The organism is Streptomyces griseoflavus, assembly GCF_014649995.1.
GTDB classification, from domain to species: Bacteria; Actinomycetota; Actinomycetes; order Streptomycetales; family Streptomycetaceae; genus Streptomyces; species Streptomyces griseoflavus.
In genome coordinates, this window is sequence record NZ_BMUC01000004.1 from 42,831 (window position 1) to 64,020 (window position 21,190).

Sequence of the window (21,190 nt, forward strand, 5' to 3'; positions counted from 1 at the left end):
CAGGCCGCCGCGCGCACCCGGGCGGACGCCCGGGAGGACGCCAACCGGATCCGGTCGGACGCGGCGACGCAGGCGGACACGCTCATCACGGAGGCGCGCGGCGAGGCCGAGCGGCTCACCGAGGACACCATCACGGAGACCGACCGGCTGCGCACCGAGACGGTCGCCGAGGCCGAGCGGGTGCGGTCGGAGTCGGTCGCCAAGGCCGAGAAGCTGATCGCGGACGCCACCGGTGACGCGGAGCGGCTGCGGGCCGAGGCCGCGGAGACGGTCGGGGCGGCGCAGCAGCACGCGGAGCGGGTCCGGCAGGAGGCCGAGCGGGTCAGGTCGGACGCGGAGTCGCAGGCCGAGCGGATGGTGTCCACCGCCCGCGAGGAGGCCGAGCGGACGCTGGACGAGGCCCGCAAGGAGGCCAACAAGCGGCGCTCGGAGGCGGCGGAGCAGGTCGACACGCTCATCACCGAGACCACCGCCGAGGCGGACAAGCTGCTCACCGAGGCGCAGCAGCAGGCGCAGCAGACGACGGCGGACGCGGAGGCGCAGGCGGACACGATGGTCGGCGCGGCCCGCACCGAGGCCGAGCGGCTGACGTCCGAGGCGCGGGTCGACGGCAACTCGCTGGTGGAGCGGGCCCGTGCGGACGCGGACGAGCTGCTGATCGGTGCGCGCCGGGACGCGACGCAGATCAGGGAGCGCGCCGAGGAGCTGCGCGACCGGCTCACCGGTGAGATCGAGGAGCTGCACGAGCGGGCCCGCCGTGAGGCGGCGGAGACGATGAAGTCCACCGGCGACCGCTGCGACGCGCTCATCAAGGCGGCCGAGGAGCAGCTGGCCAAGGCGGAGGCGAAGGCCAAGGAGATCGTCTCCGAGGCCAACTCCGAGGCGGGCAAGGTGCGCATCGCCGCCGTGAAGAAGGCCGAGGGTCTGCTGAAGGAGGCGGAGCAGAAGAAGGCCACGCTCGTGAAGGAGGCCGAGGAGCTGAAGGCCGAGGCGGTCCGCGAGGCGCGGCGCACGGTCGAGGAGGGCAAGCGCGAGCTGGAGGTGCTCGTGCGGCGCCGGGAGGACATCAACGCGGAGATCTCCCGCGTGCAGGACGTCCTGGAGGCGCTGGGGTCCCTGGAGGCACCGGCGGGCGGCAAGGACAACGGGGTCAAGGCGGGAGCCTCGGCCGGGGCTACCCGTACGGGTGGCAAGTCGAACGACAGCTAGCAAAGCGGGCGAAATCCCTTGTACGGTGAGGGCTTTGACCACGGCTTTGGCAAGCCTTCCAGCGGCGCGCCACCCAAAAGGGGTGTCATTCTGCATATCAAACGTGCATCCGCTCGATGACACACCGCGTTGGCGCCTAGGATTCCCTCTATCACCTCACCCGGTCTCTTTCGACAGGAACCCCATGAGCGACACTTCCCCCTACGGCTTCGAGCATGTGCGGCGTGGGTACGACCGCGCTCAGGTGGACGAGTACATTTCCAAGGTCCTCTCCGACCGTGACAGCGCTCTCGCCCGCATCAACGCTCTGGAAAAGCGCATCGAAGAGCTCCACCTCGAGACGCAGAACGCCCAGGCCCAGGTCAACGACGCCGAGCCGTCGTACGCGGGCCTCGGCGCCCGCGTGGAGAAGATCCTCCGTCTCGCCGAGGAGGAGGCGAAGGACCTGCGCGAGGAGGCCCGTCGCGCGGCGGAGCAGCACCGCGAGCTGGCCGAGTCGGCCGCCCAGCAGGTGCGCAACGACGCCGAGTCGTACGCCTCCGAGCGCAAGGCGAAGGCGGAGGACGAGGGCGTCCGGATCGTCGAGAAGGCCAAGGGCGAGGCGTCCCAGCTGCGTTCCGAGGCGCAGAAGGACGCGCAGTCCAAGCGCGAGGAGGCGGACGCCCTCTTCGAGGAGACCCGCGCCAAGGCCGCGCAGGCCGCCGCCGACTTCGAGACGAACCTCGCCAAGCGGCGCGAGCAGTCCGAGCGTGACCTGGCGTCGCGTCAGGCCAAGGCCGAGAAGCGTCTCGCGGAGATCGAGCACCGCGCGGAGCAGCTGCGCCTGGAGGCCGAGAAGCTGCGCACCGACGCCGAGCGCCGCGCCCGCCAGACGGTGGAGACCGCTCAGCGCCAGGCCGAGGACATCGTCGCCGACGCCAACGCCAAGGCGGACCGGATCCGTTCGGAATCCGAGCGCGAGCTCGCGGCGCTGACCAACCGCCGCGACTCCATCAACGCCCAGCTCACGAACGTCCGCGAGATGCTGGCGACGCTCACGGGCGCGGCGGTGGCGGCGACCGGCGCGCCGGCCGCCGACGACGAGCCGATCTCCCGCGGGGTTCCGGCCCAGCAGTCCCGGTAACACCCCGCCGCACGGCGACCGCACACCGGCGAAGCCCTCTGCCCCTGAGGTGGCAGAGGGCTTCGTCCCGTTCTAGCGTGGCCGCATGATCGAGCTCGAGGGGCTGACGAAGCGGTACGGCGAGAAGGTGGCGGTCGACTCCCTGACCTTCACCGTCAGGCCGGGCATCGTCACCGGCTTCCTCGGTCCGAACGGCGCCGGCAAGTCGACGACCATGCGGATGATCCTGGGCCTGGACCATCCGACCGCCGGCGACGTGCGGATCGACGGCACGCACTACGACCGTCTCAGGCAGCCGCTGACCCGTATCGGCGCCCTGCTCGAGGCGAAGGCGATGCACCCGGGCCGCAGCGCCCACAACCACCTGCTGTGCCTCGCCCAGAGCAACGGCATCCCGCCGCGGCGGGTCCACGAGGTGCTGGACGCGGTCGGGCTGACGGCGGTGGCGCGGAAGAAGGCCAAGGGGTTCTCGCTCGGCATGGGGCAGCGGCTCGGCATCGCGGCCGCGCTGCTCGGTGACCCGCGGATCCTGATGTTCGACGAGCCGGTCAACGGGCTCGACCCCGAGGGCATCCACTGGATCCGCACGCTGATGAAGTCGCTCGCCGCCCAGGGCCGTACGGTCTTCGTCTCCTCCCACCTGATGAGCGAGATGGCGCTGACCGCGGACCACCTGGTCGTCATCGGCCAGGGCAGGCTGCTCGCCGACACCTCGATGGCCGAGTTCATCGAGCGCAACTCCCGCTCCTTCGTCCGGGTGCGCAGCCCGCAGCGCGAGCAGCTGCTGGAGATGCTGCACGGGGCCGGTGTCACCGCCGTCGAGAGCGGCGACGGGGCGCTGGAGGTGGACGGTTCCAAGGCCGAGCAGATCGGGGAACTGGCGGCCCGCAGCCGGATCGTGCTGCACGAGCTGAGCCCGCAGCAGGCCTCCCTGGAGGAGGCGTTCATGCGGTTGACCGCGGAGTCGGTGGAGTACCACGCCCACTCCGGCACCCCCCTGCCCCCGCAGACGTGGGGCGAGGGCTGGAAGAAGGGCTGAGCATGGCGGTGACGCAGGTCGTACGGTCGGAGTGGACCAAGATCCGGTCGGTGGCGTCCACGGTGTGGACGCTGTCCCTGGCCGTGGTCGTCACCATCGCGCTCGGCATGCTGATCTCGGCGCTGTCGGAGGCCGAGTTCGACTCGCTGAGCGAACGGGACCGGCTCTCCTTCGACCCGACCTTCATCAGCTTCGCCGGGATGAGCCTCGGTCAGCTCGCCATGATCGTGTTCGGGGTGCTCGTGGTGTCGAACGAGTACAGCACCGGCATGATCCGCGCCTCGCTGGCCGCCGTGCCGCAGCGCGGCACCTTCCTCTTCAGCAAGCTCGCGGTGGCCACCGCGCTCGCCCTGGTCGTCGCCATGGCCACCAGCTTCGCCACCTTCTTCCTGGGGCAGGCGATGCTCGGCGAGCACAAGGCGTCCATCGGCGACCCCGGGGTGCTGCGCGCGGTCATCGGCGGCGGCCTCTACATGACGCTGATCGCGCTGTTCTCGATGGGCGTCGCCGCCATGCTGCGCTCGCCGATGCTGTCGCTGGGCATCCTGATGCCGTTCTTCTTCCTGATCTCCAACATCCTCGGCAACGTGGACGCCACCAAGAAGGTCGGCCGGTTCCTGCCCGACCAGGCCGGCAGCAAGATCATGCAGGTGGTCACGCCCGTCGACGACGACACCCCCTACGGGCCCTGGGGCGGCCTGGGCATCATGGCGCTGTGGGTGGTCGCCGCGCTGATCGGCGGCTACGTGCTGCTGAAGCGGCGCGACGCCCAGTGAGCCGCCCTCTCCCCCGGGGCCGGTTTTTACCCTGCCTTGGGCGGAACCGTCAGCGCCCCGATATCCTCCTAACCCTTACGGGGGCGTGTGCCCCGCTGTCCTGAACCTTTCGATGGGTGCGGAGCATGATCGAGGCAGTCGGCCTGACCAAGCGGTACGGCGACAAGACCGCTGTGTACAACCTCTCCTTCCAGGTGCGCCCCGGCGCCGTCACCGGGTTCCTGGGCCCGAACGGCTCGGGCAAGTCGACGACCATGCGGATGATCCTCGGTCTGGACAACCCGAGCGCCGGCCAGGTCACCATCGGCGGCTACCCGTACCGCAAGCTGCCCAACGCGCCCCGTCAGGTCGGCGCGCTGCTGGACGCCAAGGCGGTGCACGGCGGCCGCAGCGCCCGCAACCACCTGCTGAGCCTGGCCCAGCTCTCGGGCATCCCGGCCCGGCGGGTGGACGAGGTGCTGGGCGTGGTGGGTCTGCACGAGGTGGCGCGCAGGCGGTCCAAGGGCTTCTCCCTCGGCATGGGCCAGCGGCTCGGCATCGCCGCCGCGCTGCTCGGCGACCCGCAGGTGCTGCTCTTCGACGAGCCCGTCAACGGCCTGGACCCCGAGGGCATCCTGTGGGTCCGCAACCTGATGAAGTCGCTCGCCGCGGAGGGCCGCACGGTCTTCGTCTCCTCCCACCTGATGAGCGAGATGGCGCTGACCGCCGACCACCTCATCGTGATCGGCCGCGGGCAGCTGATGGCCGACATGAGCGTGAAGGACTTCATCTCCACCAACTCCGCCGACTTCGCGCGCGTGCGCACCCCGGACACCGAGCCGCAGCAGCGGGAGAAGCTGTCCGCCGCGATCACCGAGGCCGGCGGTCACGTGCTGCCCGAGCAGGACGGCGGGCTGCGGGTGACGGGACTGCCGCTGCCGCGCATCAGCGACATCGCCCACGACAGCGACGTACGGCTGTGGGAACTGTCGCCGCACCAGGCCTCGCTGGAGGAGGCCTACATGCGGATGACGCAGGGCGCCGTCGACTACCGCTCGACCATCGACCAGAAGGCAGGCCTCCAGCAGCAGCTTCCGCCCGGCGCGCAGCCGCCGATGCCGGTTCCGGGCCAGGGCCAGCCCGGCTGGTACGCGCCTCCGCCGCCGCAGCAGGGCGGGCAGCCCTTCGCGCCGCCGCAGGGCCCTCCGGGACAGGCCCCCGCGGGCCCCTACGGCGTCCCCGGGGCGGCCCCGGGCGCCCCTGCCGCCAACCCGTACGCGCAGCCCGCCCCGCAGGCGCCCCAGGCGCCGGCCGCGCCGCCGGCCGCCGCTCCCCCGTCCGCCCCCGCCGCCGACCTGACCAAGCCCGAGGACGCCCGATGAGCACGCCCCCGCCCCCGATGCCGCAGAGCGCCGCACCCGAATGGCAGGCGGCCCCCGGTCACCCCTATCCCGGTTACACCTCGCCGATCCCGGTGGTCCGCACCCACCTCGGGCACGCGATCGCCTCCGAGTGGACGAAGATGAAGTCCGTACGCTCCACGATGTGGACGCTGGGCGTGTTCGTCCTGCTGGTGATCGGCATCGGCCTGATGACCGGCCTGATCGTCTCGAGCGCCGATCCCGACCTGGGCGGTGAGAGCCCGCTGTCCCTCGGCTTCTTCGGGCTGCTGCTGGGCGGCATGTGCATCATCACGCTGGGTGTGCTGACCACCGCCTCGGAGTACGGCACCGGCATGATCCGCACCACGATGGTCGCCTGCCCCTCCCGCGGACGGGTACTGCTGGCGAAGGCCCTGGTGTTCTTCCTGCTCGCCTTCGTCGTCACCCTGGTGTGCGCCTCGCTGATCGGCTTCCTGCACGTGTCGCTGCTGGAGGGGTACAACGCCAAGGAGCCCTCCGGTGAGGAGTGGCTGAAGGGCACGGTCGGCGTCTCGCTCTACGTGGCGCTGCTCGGCACGCTGTCGCTGGCGATCGGGTCGGTCATCCGGCACTCCGCGGGCGCCATCACCATCATGATCGGCGCCGTGCTCGCCCCGCTGGTGATCGCGCTGTTCATGTTCTCGTCCTCGCTGCGGGACGTGCAGCAGGCGCTGTTCGAGTACTCCATCCCGAACCAGATGAGCATCTTCTACGCCAACTCCCTGAGCGAGTCGGGCCCGTCCGGCTGGGACCCGCTCTGGATCATGCTGGTCGTCACCGGTGCCGCGATCGGCGGCGCCTTCGCGCTGCTGGAGAGCCGGGACGTCTGAGCGTTCAGAACCTCGGCGCGTTACGGGACCGCCGCACCCGCGTGGTGCGGCGGTCCTTCGCGTTCCAGCACGCCTTGTGCCAGTGCCGGCGGTCGTCGACTCCCGCGTGCTCCGGCCAGGCCACCACGTGCGGCACCCCGTCGGGGATCAACTGGTCGCAGCCCGGGCAGCGGTAGGACTTGCCCTGGGCGCTGGCCCCCGCCACGTGCCGTACGCTCCACTCCTCGCCCTGCCAGCTCTCCGTGGCCTGCCAGCCGCCGTAGCGGCCGGAACCGTCGTCCTCGGCGCTCGGGCCGGACGGGCCGGCTGCCTTCGGTCGGTTGCGACGCGGGGACACGGGACACCTCACGGGGCTGTACAGGATGCTGGGGCCGCCTCCAGCCTACGCGGCACGGGCGGGGGTACGCGTAGGGAACCAATCGTCACAAGTCCCTCCGTGGCGAAGCGGCGGCCCCCGGCAGCGCCTCATTCTGCAGACAATCCGCAAAGTTGCTCGCCCGCCGTGTCCTCGGCACGTGTCGGGCGGTTATGCCCTGCGGGGGAGCTCCGCGTCGGAGCCAAGGAAGCAGGAAGCAATGCGCGTTGGAAGTTTCGTGGTGGCCGCCCAGTTCCCCGGGCAGGGCGAGGGGGAGGCGCTGCACCGCGCGGTCCGCTCGGCCGAGGTGGCCGAGGAGGCGGGCCTCGACACGGTCTGGCTGGCCGAGCACCACTTCGTGCCCTACGGCACCTGCCCGTCGGCCGTCACCCTGGCCGCGCTGCTGCTCGGCCGCACCCGCCGGCTGCGCGTCGGCACGGCGGTCAGCGTGCTGCCCACCGTCCACCCCGTCGCCCTCGGCGAACAGGCCGCGCTGCTGCACGTCACGAGCGGCGGCCGGTTCTCGCTGGGGGTCGGGCGCGGCGGGCCGTGGGTGGACCTGGAGGTGTTCGGGGCCGGCCTCGAAGCGTACGAGAAGGGGTTCCCGGAATCACTCGATCTGCTGGTGCGCTGGCTGCGCGACGCCTCCGTCGGGGCGGACGGCGAGCGCTACCGCTTCCGCGACGTGCCCGTCGTCCCGCGTCCGTCGGAGTCCCTGACCGAGACCGAGGGCCCGGAGGTCGTGGTCGCCTGCACCTCCCCGGCGAGCGTGCGGCTGGCCGCCGAGCGCGGGCTGCCGATGCTGCTCGGCATGCACGTCGGGGACGAGGAGAAGGCCGAGATGGTCGCCCTGTGGCGCGCTCACGCGCGCGCGAGCGGCCGCCCGGCCGGGGAGGTCCACCGCGCCGGCCACGTCTCGGCGGGGGTGTGCCAGATCGCGGACCGGCGCGCGGACGCGGCGGAGACCCTCATGAAGGCGATGCCGGGCTGGCTGAAGCACGGGCTGGAGGCCCATGTCACGGTGGACGGACGGCAGCGGCAGATGCGCGACCCGCTGGCGTACACCGAACTGCTCTGCGGGCTGCACCCGGTGGGCACCCCACGGCTGTGCGCCGACCGGCTCGCCGCGACCAGCGAGCGCACCGGCATCTCCCGCTTCGCCCTGCTCGTCGAGGGTTCCGGCGATCTGGCGGCCACGGAGGAGAACGTACGCCGGCTCGGGACCGAGGTCCTCCCCCAGTTCACCTAGGTCCACGGGCCCCCGGGGGTCCCGTCGTTCGCATCACGGTGGCTTGCCGCCCCGGTACCACCGCACCTCCCGCGTACGGAGCGGCAAGCTGTCGATGACGCGTCAGCAGTCGCGCAGTTCCGGCGACTGGTTCAGCAACTGGTTGCGCACCGAGGTGAAGCGGGCCAGCGTCTCGTCGACCGAGGAGTCAAGCGGGAACACGGCCACCCGGTGGCAGTTCTGGAAGGCCAGCCGTACACCGAAGTGCCGTTGCAGCGCGCCGCGTATCGCGTCACTCGCGAGCGCACGCAGCAGCTGACCGCGTGCCTGCTCGTCCGGCGGGGGCGTCTGGTTGTCGGCGAAGGGTCCGCCGTCCACCTTCAGCTGGGCCACCAGGGAGCTGATCATCTCCCACGCGAAGGGCAGGGAGGTCCGGACGCAGTCGACGAAGTCAGCTTCGTCGACCTCGCCTCGCTCGGCCTGTTCGAGTAGGGCCGGTGAGACGTCGAGCGACATGGGTTCTCCTCTCGCACCCCCAACGAGCAGGGGTTGCCTGACAGATACGGGAGCGCGCGAAATCAGGCACGCTGCGTACACGGTTCGCGACCTCCCGTTCAATACCGTAAGCACCGGACCGTGGCCGCACCAGGAGAATGCGCGGATGCGGCACTTCCTGTGGGCCGGTATCCGGCCATCGTCGAACACGCGTTTTCCAGGAGATACAGGACGCGTCCCGTGGGGCCCGAGGGGCGGCCGTGAGGGCGAATCGCGTCCACCCCGGCCGGTCGAGTAGCGTTGCCGACCATGCGTCTCGTCATTGCCCGCTGCTCCGTGGACTACGCCGGTCGGCTCACCGCGCACCTGCCGTCGGCACCCCGTCTGATCCTCGTCAAGGCCGACGGCAGCGTCTCGATCCACGCCGACGACCGGGCCTACAAGCCCCTGAACTGGATGTCGCCGCCCTGCGCGCTGAAGGAGGGGACGGGCGAGGAGGAGGGCGTCTGGACCGTCGTCAACAAGGCCGGCGAGAAGCTCATCATCACGATGGAGGAGATCCTCCACGACTCCTCGCACGAACTGGGCGTCGATCCGGGCCTGATCAAGGACGGCGTGGAAGCACACCTCCAGGAGCTGCTCGCCGACCGTATCGAGACCCTCGGCGAGGGCTACACCCTCATCCGCCGCGAGTACATGACGGCGATCGGACCGGTCGACATCCTGTGCCGGGACGCCGAGGGGCGGACCGTCGCGGTGGAGATCAAGCGGCGCGGCGAGATCGACGGCGTGGAGCAGCTCACGCGCTACCTGGAGCTGCTGAACCGCGATCCCCATCTCGCCCCGGTGCGCGGTGTCTTCGCCGCGCAGGAGATCAAGCCGCAGGCCCGGGTCCTCGCGACCGACCGGGGCATCGGCTGCCAGGTCCTGGACTACGACGCGCTGCGCGGCATCGAGGACGACAAGCTGCGCCTGTTCTGAGCGGCGGGACCACCGACGGATCAAGGGCCGGATTCCGTCGCGGAATCCGGCCCTCGCTCCTGTCGTGAGGGGTCAGATCACCGTCTGGGTGCCGGGCGTGCCCGCCTCGCCGCTCTCCGGGGCGCCGGCGGAGGTGCTCGTCTCCACGGGCGCGGAGGAGACCGGTCCGCTGGCGGAGTCGCTGGTGGTCGGCTCCTCGGGTGTCGTGGGCTCGGTCGGGGTCGTCGTCCCGGGATCCGTGGGCTCCCCGGTCCCCGGGTCCGTCGGTTCCTCGGTCTTGGTGTCGGACGGCTTGGGGGACGTGGTGCCGGACGGCTTGGGCGGCGCCGTCTTCGACGGGGACGTCGACGCCGACTGCGTCGGATCGCCGGGCTCGGTGGTCGTACCGGCGTCGTCCGAGGGTTCGTCCGACCCGTCCGCCGTCGGCGTCGGGTCGTCCGACGTCCCCAGCCGGCCGTCCGGGCCCGGGTCGGTCGGGCGGCTGGTGGCGTCGCCGGTGTCGCCGTCGCCCCCGGCCGCCGGGTCGGCGCCGAGGCTGCCGTCGTCGACGCCCTGGCTGGCGGACGGGTTGACGCCGACGTTCTCCGACGGCGTACCGGCGTCGTTCTCGGACGTGGCGCCGAGGGTGACCACCGTGCCCAGCACGGCGACGAGCAGCGCGCCCGCGCCGGCCGCGACCAGATTGCGCTTGGCCAGGCCCTTCAGGCCGACGCCCGCCTTGGCCGGCGGTGCGGCCGGGGAGGGCACCGTGCGGCTGATGACCAGGCCGGTGTCGGCGGGCGGCTGGAGTTCCGGGAACGCCGTGGGCGCCCCGCGCGGCGGCGGCGCCGACTCCTCGAAGTGGGCCTCGGGCACCTCGTCGCCCGCGGTCGGCGCGATCGCCAGCGGAGTGCCGGAGCGGTCGGCGACCAGGGCCAGGGCCCGGCGCCCGGCCACGGTGCCGCGCTTGTCGGCGAGGGCGCCGCGCAGCCCGATGGACGCCTCCAGTTCGGCGCGCGCCCGGTCGAGCTGCCCGGCGCACAGCGCGTGGATGCCCAGCTCGTGGTGGAAGTAGGCCTCCTCGCCGACGTCACCGGCGAGCCGGGCGGCCTCCGCGCCGGCCCGCAGCGCCCGTTCCCAGGCGCTCCAGTGCAGCCCGGAGGCGAACGCGGGGGCGGCGGTACGGGCGAGCTGCACGGCGGTGCCGGGCTCGCCCTCGGTGGTGGCCGGGGTGAGCGGCGACAGCGCGGCGAGCGCGGTGAGGACCGCGTCGGCCTCGGCGCACACGCGCTCGGGGGTGACCGAGGGGTGCCCGGTCCACCAGGCGTAGTGCTGGGCGGCGGCGCGGGCCTGGGCCTCGGCCTCGTCGGCGTACCCGGCGGCCTCGAGCTGGGCCTGCACTCCGGCGGCGAGCCGGTAGCGGGAGCCGGCCGGGGAGACCAGTCCGCAGGCGGCCAGCTCGCCGAGGGCGGCGTCGGCGTGGGTGTCGCCCACCAGGGCGGGCAGATGCGCCTGGTGGGGCACCTCGCCGCCGAGCGCGACGGCGAAGCGCAGGGTGGCGCGGGCGGAGGCGCTGAGCCGGGAGGCGAGCAGCGGGGCGGGTGCGGCGGCCTCGCCGAGCGAGGGCAGCGCCACGTCCTCGCTGTCGCCGTCGGCGGGGTCGTAGGGGACCTCGTCGGGCCGTACGTCCTCGAAGACGCCGAACTCGTCGACGGCGCCGGCGCCGGCCCGCAGCCGGTCGCGCTGCCGCAGCAGGGCGCCGGCCTGGACGAAGCGCAGCGGCAGGCCCTCGGACTCGAACCAGAGGTCGCCGGCCCAGTTGGCCTCGTCCTCGGTGAGGCCGCGGCCGACGGCGTGTTCGAGCAGGTCGAGTCCGGCCGCGCGGTCGAGACCGGCGAGGACGACCTCCTCGATGCCGGCGTCGGCGGACGGCTCGGGCACCTCGGGGGCGGCGCCGAACAGGAAGGCGCACTCGGGGGTGGCGTCCAGCAGTTCGTCGAGCGCGGCGCCGCCGAGTTCGAGGTCGTCCACGACGACGACGGCGCCGATCTCGCGGACGTGTTCGGCGAGCCGGTCCCGCTCGGGCCGGTGCAGGGGGGCGTCGTGGACGGCGTAGAAGAGGTCGTGGAGCAGGTCGTCGGCGGAGCGGTGCAGGCCGTTGAGCCGGACCACGCCGTCGGGTGCGAGGTCGGCGCAGTCCTCGGCGACGATGTCGAGCAGCCGGGTGCGGCCGGAGCCGCCCGGGCCGGTGAGGCGTACGGACCGGCCGCGGGCGAGCAGCCGGACCAGCTGCTCGCGCTCGTCCTGGCGGGCCAGCAGCGGCAGCGTGGGCTGTGCGGGCCCCGGCGGGACGGGCGGCCTGGCGGCACGCTCGACCTCGGCGCGTTCGGCCTCGGTGAGCTTGGCGGGGCGGGCCGGCCGCTCGGCGGGCGGGCAGGGTTCGATCTCGCTGCCGTCGACGGGGTTGACGGTCAGCAGGAAGTCGCCGGAGACCAGTTGCACCGTGCGGGCGAGCGCGGGCGCGTGCTGTCCGAAGTCGGAGGTGAGGGATTCCCGGGGAGGACGCTGACGCGGTGCGCCCCGGGAAGCGCCCTCGTCGTCATGGCCGTACTCCTCGGGTCCCGGGTTGTTCGGGTCCATAGGTCCTAGCCCCCCAAAAGCGTCGTGGCTGAAGCCCTCCCCGGCCTCGCTGCACACCGCTCTGTCGCTTCTGGTCCGGGCCCGCTCGAGGGTTGCAAGGCAGCGGGCAGCCGAACCCTAAACCTTCGTCCAGTATCTACGACAGTCCGGGGTGCCGCGGGGTCCGGGACGTCACAGTCTCGTGAGGATTGTGCGCCGGTCGCACGGTTCACCCAGGCGGGCCCGGGTTCGCGGGTCGTCCGTCGCGCGTCCGTACGGCTCACACGCGGGGCAGCGTGTCCACCCCGATGCCCCCTTCGATCGCCAGGATGCGGTGCAGCCGGGTGGCCACCAACAGGCGCTGCATCTGCGGCGGCACGTCGCGCAGCACCAGGCGCCGGCCGCACCGGCCGGCCCGTCGGTGGGCTCCCATGATCACGCCGAGTCCGGTGGCGTCCCAGGAGTCCAGTTCGGACAGGTCCAGTACCAGGTCGCCGGCTCCGTCGTCGACGGCCGAGTGCAGGACCGTACGGGCGTCCGCCGCGCTGCGGACGTCGAGGCGGCCCCCGACGACCAGCTCGACGTGGTCGCCCCTGATGTGCATATGCGCTCCCCGTGATCCGTCTCGTGCTCCGTGTGGTCTTCAATGGCCGGTGATGCAACCTCTGACTGCGTGGCGGCGGCAGAGGTTGCTGCCCGTAAGCGAACCGATACCGAATTCACCCCGGCGTGTGACGCACGCCGGGGCGAGTGCGCGGTGTCAGTGCCCGTAGAAGCCCTGCCCGCTCTTGCGCCCGATGTCACCGGCGTCAACCATCCGGCGCATCAGCTCGGGAGCGGCGAACTTCTCGTCCTGGGACTCGGTGTAGATGTTGTCGGTGGCGTGCAGCAGGATGTCGACGCCGGTGAGGTCGGCGGTGGCCAGCGGTCCCATGGCGTGGCCGAACCCCAGCTTGCAGGCGAGGTCGATGTCCTCGGCGCTCGCCACGCCCGACTCGTACAGCTTGGCGGCCTCGACGACGAGGGCGGCGATGAGGCGGGTGGTGACGAAGCCGGCGACGTCCCGGTTGACGACAATGCAGGTCTTGCCGACCGACTCGGCGAACTCCCGTGCCCTGGCGAGGGTTTCGTCGCTCGTCTTGTAGCCGCGGACCAGCTCGCACAGCTTCATCATCGGCACCGGCGAGAAGAAGTGGGCGCCGACGACCCGCTCGGGGTGCTCCGTCGCGGCCGCGATCTTGGTGATCGGGATGGCGGAGGTGTTGGAGGCGAGTACGGTGTCCTCGCGCACGATCTTGTCGAGCGCCCGGAAGATCTCGTGCTTGACCTCGAGCTTCTCGAACACGGCCTCGACGACGACGTCCGCGTCCGCGCAGGCGTCCAGGTCGGTGGTCGCGGTGATCCGGGCGAGGGCCGCGTCGGCGTCGTGCGCCTCCAGCTTGCCCTTGCTCACGAACTTGTCGTACGACGCCTTGATCCCGTCGGTACCCCGCGTGAGCGCCTCGTCGGTGACGTCGCGCAGGACGACCTCCCAGCCCGCCTGAGCGGAGACCTGGGCGATGCCGGATCCCATGAGACCGGCCCCGATGACGGCGAGCTTCCCAGCCACTGTGCGACTCCCCTACGAATTCGACACGCTCACACACTGTTTCCGTACGTCACTGGCGGACATTAGCGGCCGCGAGGGGGCGTGTGAGGGGTTAGTAATGCGTGTCACGGTCTCACGGGGTGAGACACCGGTCACGTCCCGGCACACCCGGCGCGGACCCGCTCCACCCGTCCGCCCGAGGGGGACGGAACGCCCGCGCCGGACGGCTCCGGCCGCCCTCGCCGACGGCCGCCAACCACGGGCTTTCACGGCGGCGTTGTTGACGCGCGTAGCACCCTGGCGCACGCTGGTGCACGGCTGCCACGAGGGCAGCCTCGCCCCCCTTCAGCGCGACGGTCGGGAGTCCCGAATGTTCAGACGTGCGACACGCACCCTTCTCGCCATTGTCATGGTCATGTCCGGAATGCTCCTCGGTGTGGGAGCCACCTCCGGAACCGCCCACGCCGACAGCTGCTACACCTGGAACCGCACCCTGTCCCAGGGCTCCTCCGGCAGCGATGTGACGCAGCTGCAGATCCGGGTGGCCGGATGGGTGACCTCGGGCGAACGGCTCTCCTACGACGGCAGCTACGGCGCCCGCACCACCGCCGCCGTCAAGAAGTTCCAGGCGGCCTACGGGCTGACCGCCGACGGCGTCGCCGGTCCCGCGACCTTCAGCAAGATCTACGCGCTCCAGGACGCCGACTGCACGCCGATCCACTTCAGCTACGCCGAACTCAACAAGTGCAACTCCGACTGGTCGGGCGGCGCGGTCCCGGCGGCCACCGCCAAGGCGAACGCGCTGAAGACCATGTGGAAGCTGGAGGCGCTGCGGCACGCCCTCGGCGACGTGCCGATCACCGTCTCCAGCGGCTTCCGCTCCTACTCGTGCAACAGCGCGGTGGGCGGCTCGGCGACCAGCCGTCACCTCTACGGCGACGCGGCCGACCTCGTCGGCTCGCCGAGCTTCTGCACCCTGGCCCGCCAGTCCCGCGTGCACGGCTTCTCGGAGATCCTCGGCCCGGGCTACCCCGGCCACAACGACCACACCCACGTGGCCTTCCGGCCGTCGCAGTTCTGGTCGGCGCCCACCTGCGGCATGTGACCCGGCCCTTCGGCACACGCACCGCCTGACGGCACGGCGGGTCCCGCGCGGCGGCGCGGGGCCCGCCGTGCCCCCGTGCGACGACGGCGGCCGGCATGCGCCCGTCCGGCGGCCCGGCCGCCGAACTAGGCTGACCCCATGGTCAACCTGACGCGTATCTACACCCGGACCGGCGACAAGGGCACCACGAACCTCGGTGACATGTCCCGGGTCGCCAAGACCGATCTGCGGATCTCCGCCTACGCCGACTCCAACGAGGCGAACGCGGTGATCGGCACCGCGATCGCGCTGGGCGGTCTGGACGAGGAGGTCGTCGAGGTCCTCACCCGCGTCCAGAACGACCTGTTCGACGTCGGCGCCGACCTGTCGACGCCGGTGACGGACAACCCCGAGTACCCGCCGCTGCGGGTCGAGCAGTTCTACGTCGACCGGCTGGAGGCGGAGTGCGACCGCTTCAACGAGCGGCTGGAGAAGCTGCGCTCCTTCATCCTGCCCGGCGGCAGCGCGGGCGCGGCCCTGCTCCACCAGGCCTGCACGGTCGTACGCCGGGCCGAGCGCTCCACCTGGGCGGCCCTGGAGGCGCACGGCGAGACCATGAACCCGCTCACCGCCACCTACCTCAACCGCCTCTCCGACCTCCTGTTCATCCTGGCCCGCATCGCCAACAAGGAGACCGGTGACGTGCTGTGGGTGCCGGGCGGGGAGCGCTGAGCCCTGGCGCGGCCGGGCCGGGCCGCGCGGCCCGGCGGAGGCCGGGCAGGGTGAGGCCGCCGGCGAGGAGGTCGCGGGACGCCCGGGTCACCGGCCGGCCTTCTCCCGTCCGGCGCCGTCGCCCGCGGGCTCGCCCGCCGGGGCCTTCTTCGGCCAGATCCAGTAGGCGAGGGCCACCAGGCCGTGGATCCCGGCGATCCGCCACGCGGTGGATCGCCAGTCCTCCAGCGACGTGACGCGCCCCGGGTCGTCGACGTACCAGATGGCGAGCTGGAGCAGCAGGGTCGCCACGGCGGCGCCCGCCAGCGTGCCCAGCCAGATGCCGGTCTCGTGCCGGGCGCGGGCCGTGCCGTACCGCGGCGGGCCCGCCCGGCGGGGTTCGCCGCCCAGGCGGTGGGCGGCGTGACCGTCGAGCCACTTCACCGTGCGGTGGCCGTGGCCCACCGTGTAGCCGATGTACAGCGCGGCCAGTCCGTGCGTCCAGTTCGGCTCGGCGCCGTTCTTCAGGTCCAGGGCGGTGACCACCAGCAGCACGACTTCCAGCAGCGGCTCGCACAGCAGCAGCGCCAGACCGGTGCGCGGCATCCTCAGCAGGTAACGGAAGGCCAGTCCGGCGGCCAGCAGCACCCAGAAGCCGATCTCGCAGGCGGCGATCAAGGCGACGATCACGGTTCGCTCCTTTCGGTCACCCTCCCAGGCTCCCGTGCGGACCCGCCCGGGGCGTCGTCACCGCCGATGAACTCGCGGTACATCGAAAGATGCAGTCCAGGACCGTCCGCGGGGGCAAGGCGCCGGGCGCGCGCACCGTGTTGGATGGTGCCATGGCCCTGCGACCGCCCCACCCGCCCCGCTTCGACGCGGGGGTCGCGCTCGCCGGACTCGCCGGCGGGCTGCTGCTGTGGGGCTTCGGCCTCAGCGTCCGGCCCGTCACCGACCCGCTCGTGCTCTTCGACGGCCGCTGGGCGGTCCTGGTGCCGCTCACCGTGCTCGCCGGGTGCGAGCTGCTGCGCCGCACCACCCCGCGTACCGCCCTGGCCCTCGGCACGCTGGCACTGGCCGCGGACGTCGTGACCCGGGGCAGCATCGCCTCGATCGTGATGTACACCGACCTGATGTACGCCGCGGTCGTGTACGGCACACCCGGCACCGCCCGCCGCCTGCCGTGGGTCACCGGCGTGCTCACGATCGCCGCGACGCTGGTGCCCTACGCCGTGTGGCAGGTGCCGGACGCGCTGCTCTTCGGGCTCGTCGCCGGCGCCGTGACGTTCGGGCCCGCGTCCACCGGACTCATCGTGCGCAACCACCGCGACGCCGCCGAGGCCGCCCGGCTGCGGGCCGAACAGACCGCGCTGCTCGCGGAGATGGACCGCGTCCAGGCCGTGACCGCGGAACGCGCCCGGATGGCCCGCGAGTTGCACGACATGGTCGCCAACCACCTCTCCGCGATCGCCATCCACTCCACGGCCGCCCTCTCCCTGGACGATCCCGCGACCTCCAAGGACGCGCTCGGTGTGATCCGGGAGAACAGCGTGCAGGGACTGTCCGAGATGCGGCGGCTCATCGGCATCCTGCGCGACGGCGAGGACGACCGGGAACCGGCGGCGACCCCCACGCTCGACGGCCTGGGCACCCTCGTCGAGGGTGCCCGCGCCAACGGTCTCGACGTCATCCTCGACGCCGCGTACAGCGACGTCCCCGCGCCCGTCGAACTGGCCGCGTACCGGATCGTGCAGGAGTCACTGACGAACGCGCTGAAGCACGCCGCTCCGGGGAGGGTCACCGTGTGCCTGCGCCGGCCGGCCGACGCCCTCGACATCCGGGTGACCAGTCCGCACGGCGACCGGGACGCCCCGCGCGCGCCGGGATCGGGGGCCGGTCTCGTCGGCATGCGGGAGCGTGCCGCCCTGCTGGACGGCACGTTCGAGGCCGGCCCCGAGGGCAAGCTGTGGGTGGTGCGCGCCACCCTCCCCGTCACCGACATCGTGCAAGGAGACACCTGATGATCCGCGTCCTGGTCGCCGAGGACCAGTCAGCCGTCCGCGCCGGACTGGTCCTGATCCTGCGCAACGCGCCCGGCATCGAGGTGGTGGGCGAGGCGGCGGACGGCGAGCGGGCGGTGGAGCTCGCCCGGGAACTGCGCCCCGACGTGGTGCTGATGGACGTGCAGATGCCGCGTCTGGACGGGGTGTCGGCAACCCGGCGGGTGGTCGGCGAGGGGCTCGCCGACGTCCTCGTGCTGACCACCTTCGACCTCGACGAGTACGTGTTCGGGGCGCTGCGGGCGGGTGCGGCCGGGTTCCTGCTGAAGAACACGGAGGCGAAGGACCTCATCACGGCGGTGCGCACGGTGGCGGCCGGCGAGGGCATCGTCGCCCCGGCCGTCACCCGGCGGCTGATCGCCGAGTTCGCCGCCAAGCCCACGCGTGCGGCGACGGGGGACGCGGCGGTGCTGGAATCGCTCACCCGGCGCGAGCGCGAGGTGCTGTCGTGCCTCGGCGAGGGACTGTCCAACGCCGGCATCGGGGTGCGGCTCGGCATGGCCGAGGCCACGGTGAAGACGCACGTCAGCAGGCTGCTGGGGAAGCTGGAGCTGCGCAGCCGGGTGCAAGCGGCTGTACTGGCTCAGGAGTTGGGGATCTAGCGGACGTCCGGGACGAACCGCGAGGACGGTGGTCCAGACCTATTGACCCGTGGTCCAGACCTTTCTATTCTCGCGGCACTGCGGGCGTGATGGCTCAGTCACGTCCACAACGGCTTCTCCCCATAAGGAGGCGCAGCATGCGCTTCAGACACAGAGCCGCCGCAGGGTTCGCGACCCTGCTGCTCCCCGTCGCCGGCCTCGTCGGCCTCGCGAGCCCCGCCCAGGCAGCGACCTCGGCGACCGCCACCTACGCCAAGACCCAGGACTGGGGCTCCGGCTTCGAGGGCAAGTGGACGGTGAAGAACACCGGCACCACCACCATCAACTCATGGACCGTCGAGTGGGACTTCCCCTCCGGCACCAAGGTCACCTCCGCCTGGGACGCCACCGTCACCAACTCCGGTGACCACTGGAGTGCCAAGAACCTCGGCTGGAACGGCACCCTCGCCCCCGGGGCGTCGATCAGCTTCGGTTTCAACGGCAGCGGATCCGGCGCCCCCGCCGGCTGCAAGCTCAACGGCGGCAGCTGCGACGGCACGTCCGTCCCCGGCGACGCGGCCCCCTCCGCGCCCGGCACACCGACCGCCTCGAACATCACCGACACCTCGGTGCGCCTGTCCTGGGCGGCGGCGACCGACGACAAGGGCGTCAAGAACTACGACGTCCTGCGCGACGGCGCCAAGGTCGCCACGGTGACCGGCACCACGCACACGGACACCGGCCTCGCCAAGGGCACCGACTACTCCTACACCGTCCAGGCCCGTGACACCGCCGACCAGACCGGTCCGGTGAGCGGCGCGGTGAAGGTGCGCACCACCGGCCAGACCGAGGAACCGCCGCCCACCGGCGACAAGGTCAAGCTCGGCTACTTCACCGAGTGGGGCGTCTACGGCCGCAACTACCACGTCAAGGACCTGGTCACGTCCGGCACCGCCGCCAAGATCACGCACATCAACTACTCGTTCGGCAACGTCGTGGGCGGCCAGTGCAAGCTGGACGACTCCTACGCCGCCACCGACAAGGCCTACACCGCCGACCAGTCCGTCAGCGGCCAGGCCGACACGTGGGACCAGCCGCTGCGCGGCAACTTCAACCAGCTGCGCCAGCTCAAGGCCAAGTACCCGCACATCAAGGTGCTGTACTCCTTCGGCGGGTGGACCTACTCCGGCGGCTTCGGCCAGGCCGCGCAGAACCCGGCCGCGTTCGCCAAGTCCTGCAAGTCCGTGGTGGAGGACCCGCGCTGGGCCGACGTCTTCGACGGCATCGACATCGACTGGGAGTACCCCAACGCCTGCGGTCTGACCTGTGACACCAGCGGACCGGCGGCCTTCAGGACCCTCTCGCAGGCCCTGCGCGCCGAGTTCGGCAAGGACTACCTGGTCACCGCCGCCATCACCGCGGACGGCTCGGACGGCGGCAAGATCGACGCGGCCGACTACGGCGGCGCCGCCCAGTACCTCGACTGGTACAACGTGATGACGTACGACTACTTCGGCGCCTGGGACAAGGCCGGACCCACCAACCCCCACTCGCCGCTGACCTCGTTCCCCGGCATCCCGAAGGAGGGCTTCAACTCGGCCGCAGCGATCGCCAAGCTGAAGGCGAAGGGCGTTCCGGCGAGCAAGCTGCTGCTCGGCATCGGCTTCTACGGCCGCGGCTGGACCGGCGTCACCCAGTCCGCGCCCGGCGGCACCGCCACCGGCCCGGCGCCCGGCACCTACGAGGCCGGCATCGAGGACTACAAGGTCCTCAAGAACACCTGCCCGGCCACCGGTACCTTCGCAGGCACGGCGTACGCCCACTGCGGCACCAACTGGTGGTCCTACGACACCCCGGCCACCATCAAGTCCAAGATGGCCTGGGCCAAGCAGCAGGGCCTCGGCGGCGCGTTCTTCTGGGAGTTCAGCGGTGACACCGCGAACGGTGAACTCGCGAGCGCCATCGACAGCGGCCTGAAGTAGACCGCACGGCCCCAGGGCCACAGCCGGCACACGGAACCGCCCCCGGACGACGAGTCCGGGGGCGGTTCTCATGTGCTCCGGCGCGCTCCGCCGGCCCGGAGCCCAGGGCCACGTTCACCCTCCCCCGGCGGGCCCTGAACATCGCTCTACGCGACGTTCACCCGCTGGCCGGGCGGGGCCGCCTCCAGCCAGGCGAGGAAACCGGTCAGCGCGTCCTCGCTCATCGCGAGCTCCAGGCGCGTGCCCCGGTGCAGGCAGGCGAGGATCACCGCGTCCGACAGCAGCGCCAGCTCCTCCTCGCCCTCGGGGACGCGGCGGCCGGCCACCTCGATCGCGGACCGCTCCAGGACCCGGCGCGGCCGGGGCGCGTACGAGAAGACACGGAACCACTCGACCCGGTCGCCGTTGTAGCGGGCCACCCCGTACGCCCAGCCCTTGCCGCCGGAGTCACCGGCGGTCTCGGGGGCGTCCCAGCGCAGGCTGCAGTCGAAGGTGCCGCCGGAGCGCTGGATGAGCCGCCGCCGCAGACCGAAGACGAAGAGCCCCACCACCACGAGCACCACGACGATTCCGCACACAGTCAGAGCGAGGACCATCGGCACCGACCTCCTCGTCTCCTAGGTAACGGAACGGAAAAATCATCCAGATCTGCCTCAGCCGCGACCGGCTCCGGATCTCTCCGGTGCCGGCCGCGGCTGAGTGACGTCATCGCACCTCGTCGGGGTCAGCGCCCCGCCGTCGCCGCCCGCAGACGGACATCCGCGCGGCGCTCGGCCTCGGGGTCGTCCTCCGCCTTCGCACGGGCGAGTTCCTGCTCCGCGCTCTTGACGTCGATCTCGTCCGACAGCTCGGCGGTCTCGGCCAGCAGCGACAGCTTGTCGTCCGCGAACGAGATGAATCCGCCGTGCACGGCGGCGACGACGGTCCCGCCCTCGCGCGTACGGATGGTCACCGGGCCCGACTCCAGCACACCGAGCAGCGGCTGGTGACCGGGCATGACGCCGATGTCGCCGGACGTGGTGCGCGCGACGACCAGGGTGGCCTCGCCGGACCAGACCTCTCGGTCGGCCGCGACCAGCGCGACGTGCAGCTCAGCAGCCAAGGTGGCTCCTCGGGTCACCACCCGGCGGTTGTGCCGGGTGTTGGTTAC

General features: G+C 72.0%; 21 protein-coding genes. 13 read left to right on the forward strand and 8 right to left on the reverse strand.

Annotated features, from left to right (window positions below):
• The 6 genes from IE172_RS34425 to IE172_RS11110 form a co-directional block, all read left to right on the forward strand.
• Positions 1–1,209: polarized growth protein Scy-related protein (locus tag IE172_RS34425; protein WP_229885949.1), on the forward strand; the 1,209-nt coding region annotated here is incomplete at its 5' end.
• Between the two features lie 184 nt (positions 1,210–1,393).
• Positions 1,394–2,332, forward strand: coding sequence for a coiled-coil domain-containing protein (locus tag IE172_RS11090; protein ID WP_190097002.1), 939 nt, complete (start codon positions 1,394–1,396; stop codon positions 2,330–2,332).
• A gap of 85 nt (positions 2,333–2,417) precedes the next feature.
• The gene (locus IE172_RS11095; protein ID WP_190097003.1) at positions 2,418–3,371 is read left to right on the forward strand and encodes an ABC transporter ATP-binding protein; all 954 of its coding nucleotides are present in this window, start codon (positions 2,418–2,420) and stop codon (positions 3,369–3,371) included.
• A 2-nt stretch (positions 3,372–3,373) separates the two neighbouring features.
• On the forward strand, positions 3,374–4,147 hold the full coding sequence (locus tag IE172_RS11100; RefSeq protein WP_190097004.1) for an ABC transporter permease: 774 nt from the start codon (positions 3,374–3,376) through the stop codon (positions 4,145–4,147).
• A 125-nt stretch (positions 4,148–4,272) separates the two neighbouring features.
• Positions 4,273–5,508, forward strand: coding sequence for an ABC transporter ATP-binding protein (locus IE172_RS11105; RefSeq protein ID WP_190097005.1), 1,236 nt, complete (start codon positions 4,273–4,275; stop codon positions 5,506–5,508).
• Complete coding sequence (locus tag IE172_RS11110; RefSeq protein WP_190097006.1) at positions 5,505–6,377, forward strand: ABC-2 transporter permease family protein; 873 nt, start codon at positions 5,505–5,507, stop codon at positions 6,375–6,377. Before IE172_RS11105 ends, IE172_RS11110 begins: the two co-directional genes overlap by 4 nt.
• Positions 6,378–6,381: 4 nt before the next feature.
• On the opposite strand, the gene IE172_RS11115 is transcribed toward IE172_RS11110, so the two are convergent.
• Positions 6,382–6,714: an Rv1322 family protein gene (locus IE172_RS11115; protein WP_190097007.1), complete on the reverse strand. Its 333-nt coding sequence runs from the start codon at positions 6,712–6,714 to the stop codon at positions 6,382–6,384.
• Positions 6,715–6,952: 238 nt separating this feature from the next.
• Between IE172_RS11115 and IE172_RS11120 the strand changes: the two genes are divergently transcribed.
• On the forward strand, positions 6,953–7,981 hold the full coding sequence (locus IE172_RS11120) for an LLM class flavin-dependent oxidoreductase (RefSeq protein WP_190097008.1): 1,029 nt from the start codon (positions 6,953–6,955) through the stop codon (positions 7,979–7,981).
• A gap of 102 nt (positions 7,982–8,083) precedes the next feature.
• On the opposite strand, the gene IE172_RS11125 is transcribed toward IE172_RS11120, so the two are convergent.
• The gene (locus tag IE172_RS11125) at positions 8,084–8,476 is read right to left on the reverse strand and encodes an SCO5389 family protein (protein WP_189559167.1); all 393 of its coding nucleotides are present in this window, start codon (positions 8,474–8,476) and stop codon (positions 8,084–8,086) included.
• 288 nt (positions 8,477–8,764) lie between these two features.
• Between IE172_RS11125 and nucS the strand changes: the two genes are divergently transcribed.
• Positions 8,765–9,436, forward strand: coding sequence for an endonuclease NucS (nucS, locus tag IE172_RS11130; protein WP_189559168.1), 672 nt, complete (start codon positions 8,765–8,767; stop codon positions 9,434–9,436).
• A gap of 72 nt (positions 9,437–9,508) precedes the next feature.
• Here the strand turns inward: nucS and IE172_RS11135 are convergent, their stop codons facing one another.
• From IE172_RS11135 to IE172_RS11145, 3 genes are all read right to left on the reverse strand, one after another.
• Positions 9,509–12,055, reverse strand: a complete 2,547-nt coding sequence (locus IE172_RS11135) for an ATP-binding protein (protein ID WP_190097009.1) — start codon at positions 12,053–12,055, stop codon at positions 9,509–9,511.
• Positions 12,056–12,314: 259 nt separating this feature from the next.
• Positions 12,315–12,638: an STAS domain-containing protein gene (locus IE172_RS11140; RefSeq protein WP_149547680.1), complete on the reverse strand. Its 324-nt coding sequence runs from the start codon at positions 12,636–12,638 to the stop codon at positions 12,315–12,317.
• Between the two features lie 156 nt (positions 12,639–12,794).
• Complete coding sequence (locus IE172_RS11145; protein WP_190097010.1) at positions 12,795–13,643, reverse strand: 3-hydroxyacyl-CoA dehydrogenase family protein; 849 nt, start codon at positions 13,641–13,643, stop codon at positions 12,795–12,797.
• Between the two features lie 349 nt (positions 13,644–13,992).
• Here IE172_RS11145 and IE172_RS11150 point away from each other — a divergent pair, with 349 nt between their 5' ends.
• Together IE172_RS11150 and IE172_RS11155 are read left to right on the forward strand one after the other, a co-directional pair.
• The gene (locus tag IE172_RS11150; protein WP_190097011.1) at positions 13,993–14,727 is read left to right on the forward strand and encodes a D-Ala-D-Ala carboxypeptidase family metallohydrolase; all 735 of its coding nucleotides are present in this window, start codon (positions 13,993–13,995) and stop codon (positions 14,725–14,727) included.
• Positions 14,728–14,865: 138 nt separating this feature from the next.
• Complete coding sequence (locus IE172_RS11155) at positions 14,866–15,438, forward strand: cob(I)yrinic acid a,c-diamide adenosyltransferase (protein WP_190097012.1); 573 nt, start codon at positions 14,866–14,868, stop codon at positions 15,436–15,438.
• An 87-nt stretch (positions 15,439–15,525) separates the two neighbouring features.
• Here IE172_RS11155 and IE172_RS11160 read toward each other — a convergent pair whose 3' ends face one another.
• Entirely contained in the window at positions 15,526–16,107 is a 582-nt protein-coding gene (locus IE172_RS11160; RefSeq protein WP_190097013.1) for a hypothetical protein, read from the reverse strand.
• 152 nt (positions 16,108–16,259) lie between these two features.
• Between IE172_RS11160 and IE172_RS11165 the strand changes: the two genes are divergently transcribed.
• From IE172_RS11165 to IE172_RS11175, 3 genes are all read left to right on the forward strand, one after another.
• Positions 16,260–17,438: a sensor histidine kinase gene (locus tag IE172_RS11165; RefSeq protein WP_190097014.1), complete on the forward strand. Its 1,179-nt coding sequence runs from the start codon at positions 16,260–16,262 to the stop codon at positions 17,436–17,438.
• On the forward strand, positions 17,438–18,079 hold the full coding sequence (locus IE172_RS11170; RefSeq protein WP_190097015.1) for a response regulator: 642 nt from the start codon (positions 17,438–17,440) through the stop codon (positions 18,077–18,079). Before IE172_RS11165 ends, IE172_RS11170 begins: the two co-directional genes overlap by 1 nt.
• Positions 18,080–18,216: 137 nt before the next feature.
• A complete protein-coding gene (locus IE172_RS11175; protein ID WP_190097016.1) occupies positions 18,217–20,040 on the forward strand; it encodes a glycoside hydrolase family 18 chitinase in 1,824 nt (607 codons plus the stop codon).
• 146 nt (positions 20,041–20,186) lie between these two features.
• Here IE172_RS11175 and IE172_RS11180 read toward each other — a convergent pair whose 3' ends face one another.
• Together IE172_RS11180 and IE172_RS11185 are read right to left on the reverse strand one after the other, a co-directional pair.
• The gene (locus IE172_RS11180) at positions 20,187–20,636 is read right to left on the reverse strand and encodes a DUF2550 domain-containing protein (protein WP_190097017.1); all 450 of its coding nucleotides are present in this window, start codon (positions 20,634–20,636) and stop codon (positions 20,187–20,189) included.
• A 128-nt stretch (positions 20,637–20,764) separates the two neighbouring features.
• Positions 20,765–21,142: a F0F1 ATP synthase subunit epsilon gene (locus IE172_RS11185; RefSeq protein WP_190097018.1), complete on the reverse strand. Its 378-nt coding sequence runs from the start codon at positions 21,140–21,142 to the stop codon at positions 20,765–20,767.
• Positions 21,143–21,190: the final 48 nt, after the last annotated feature.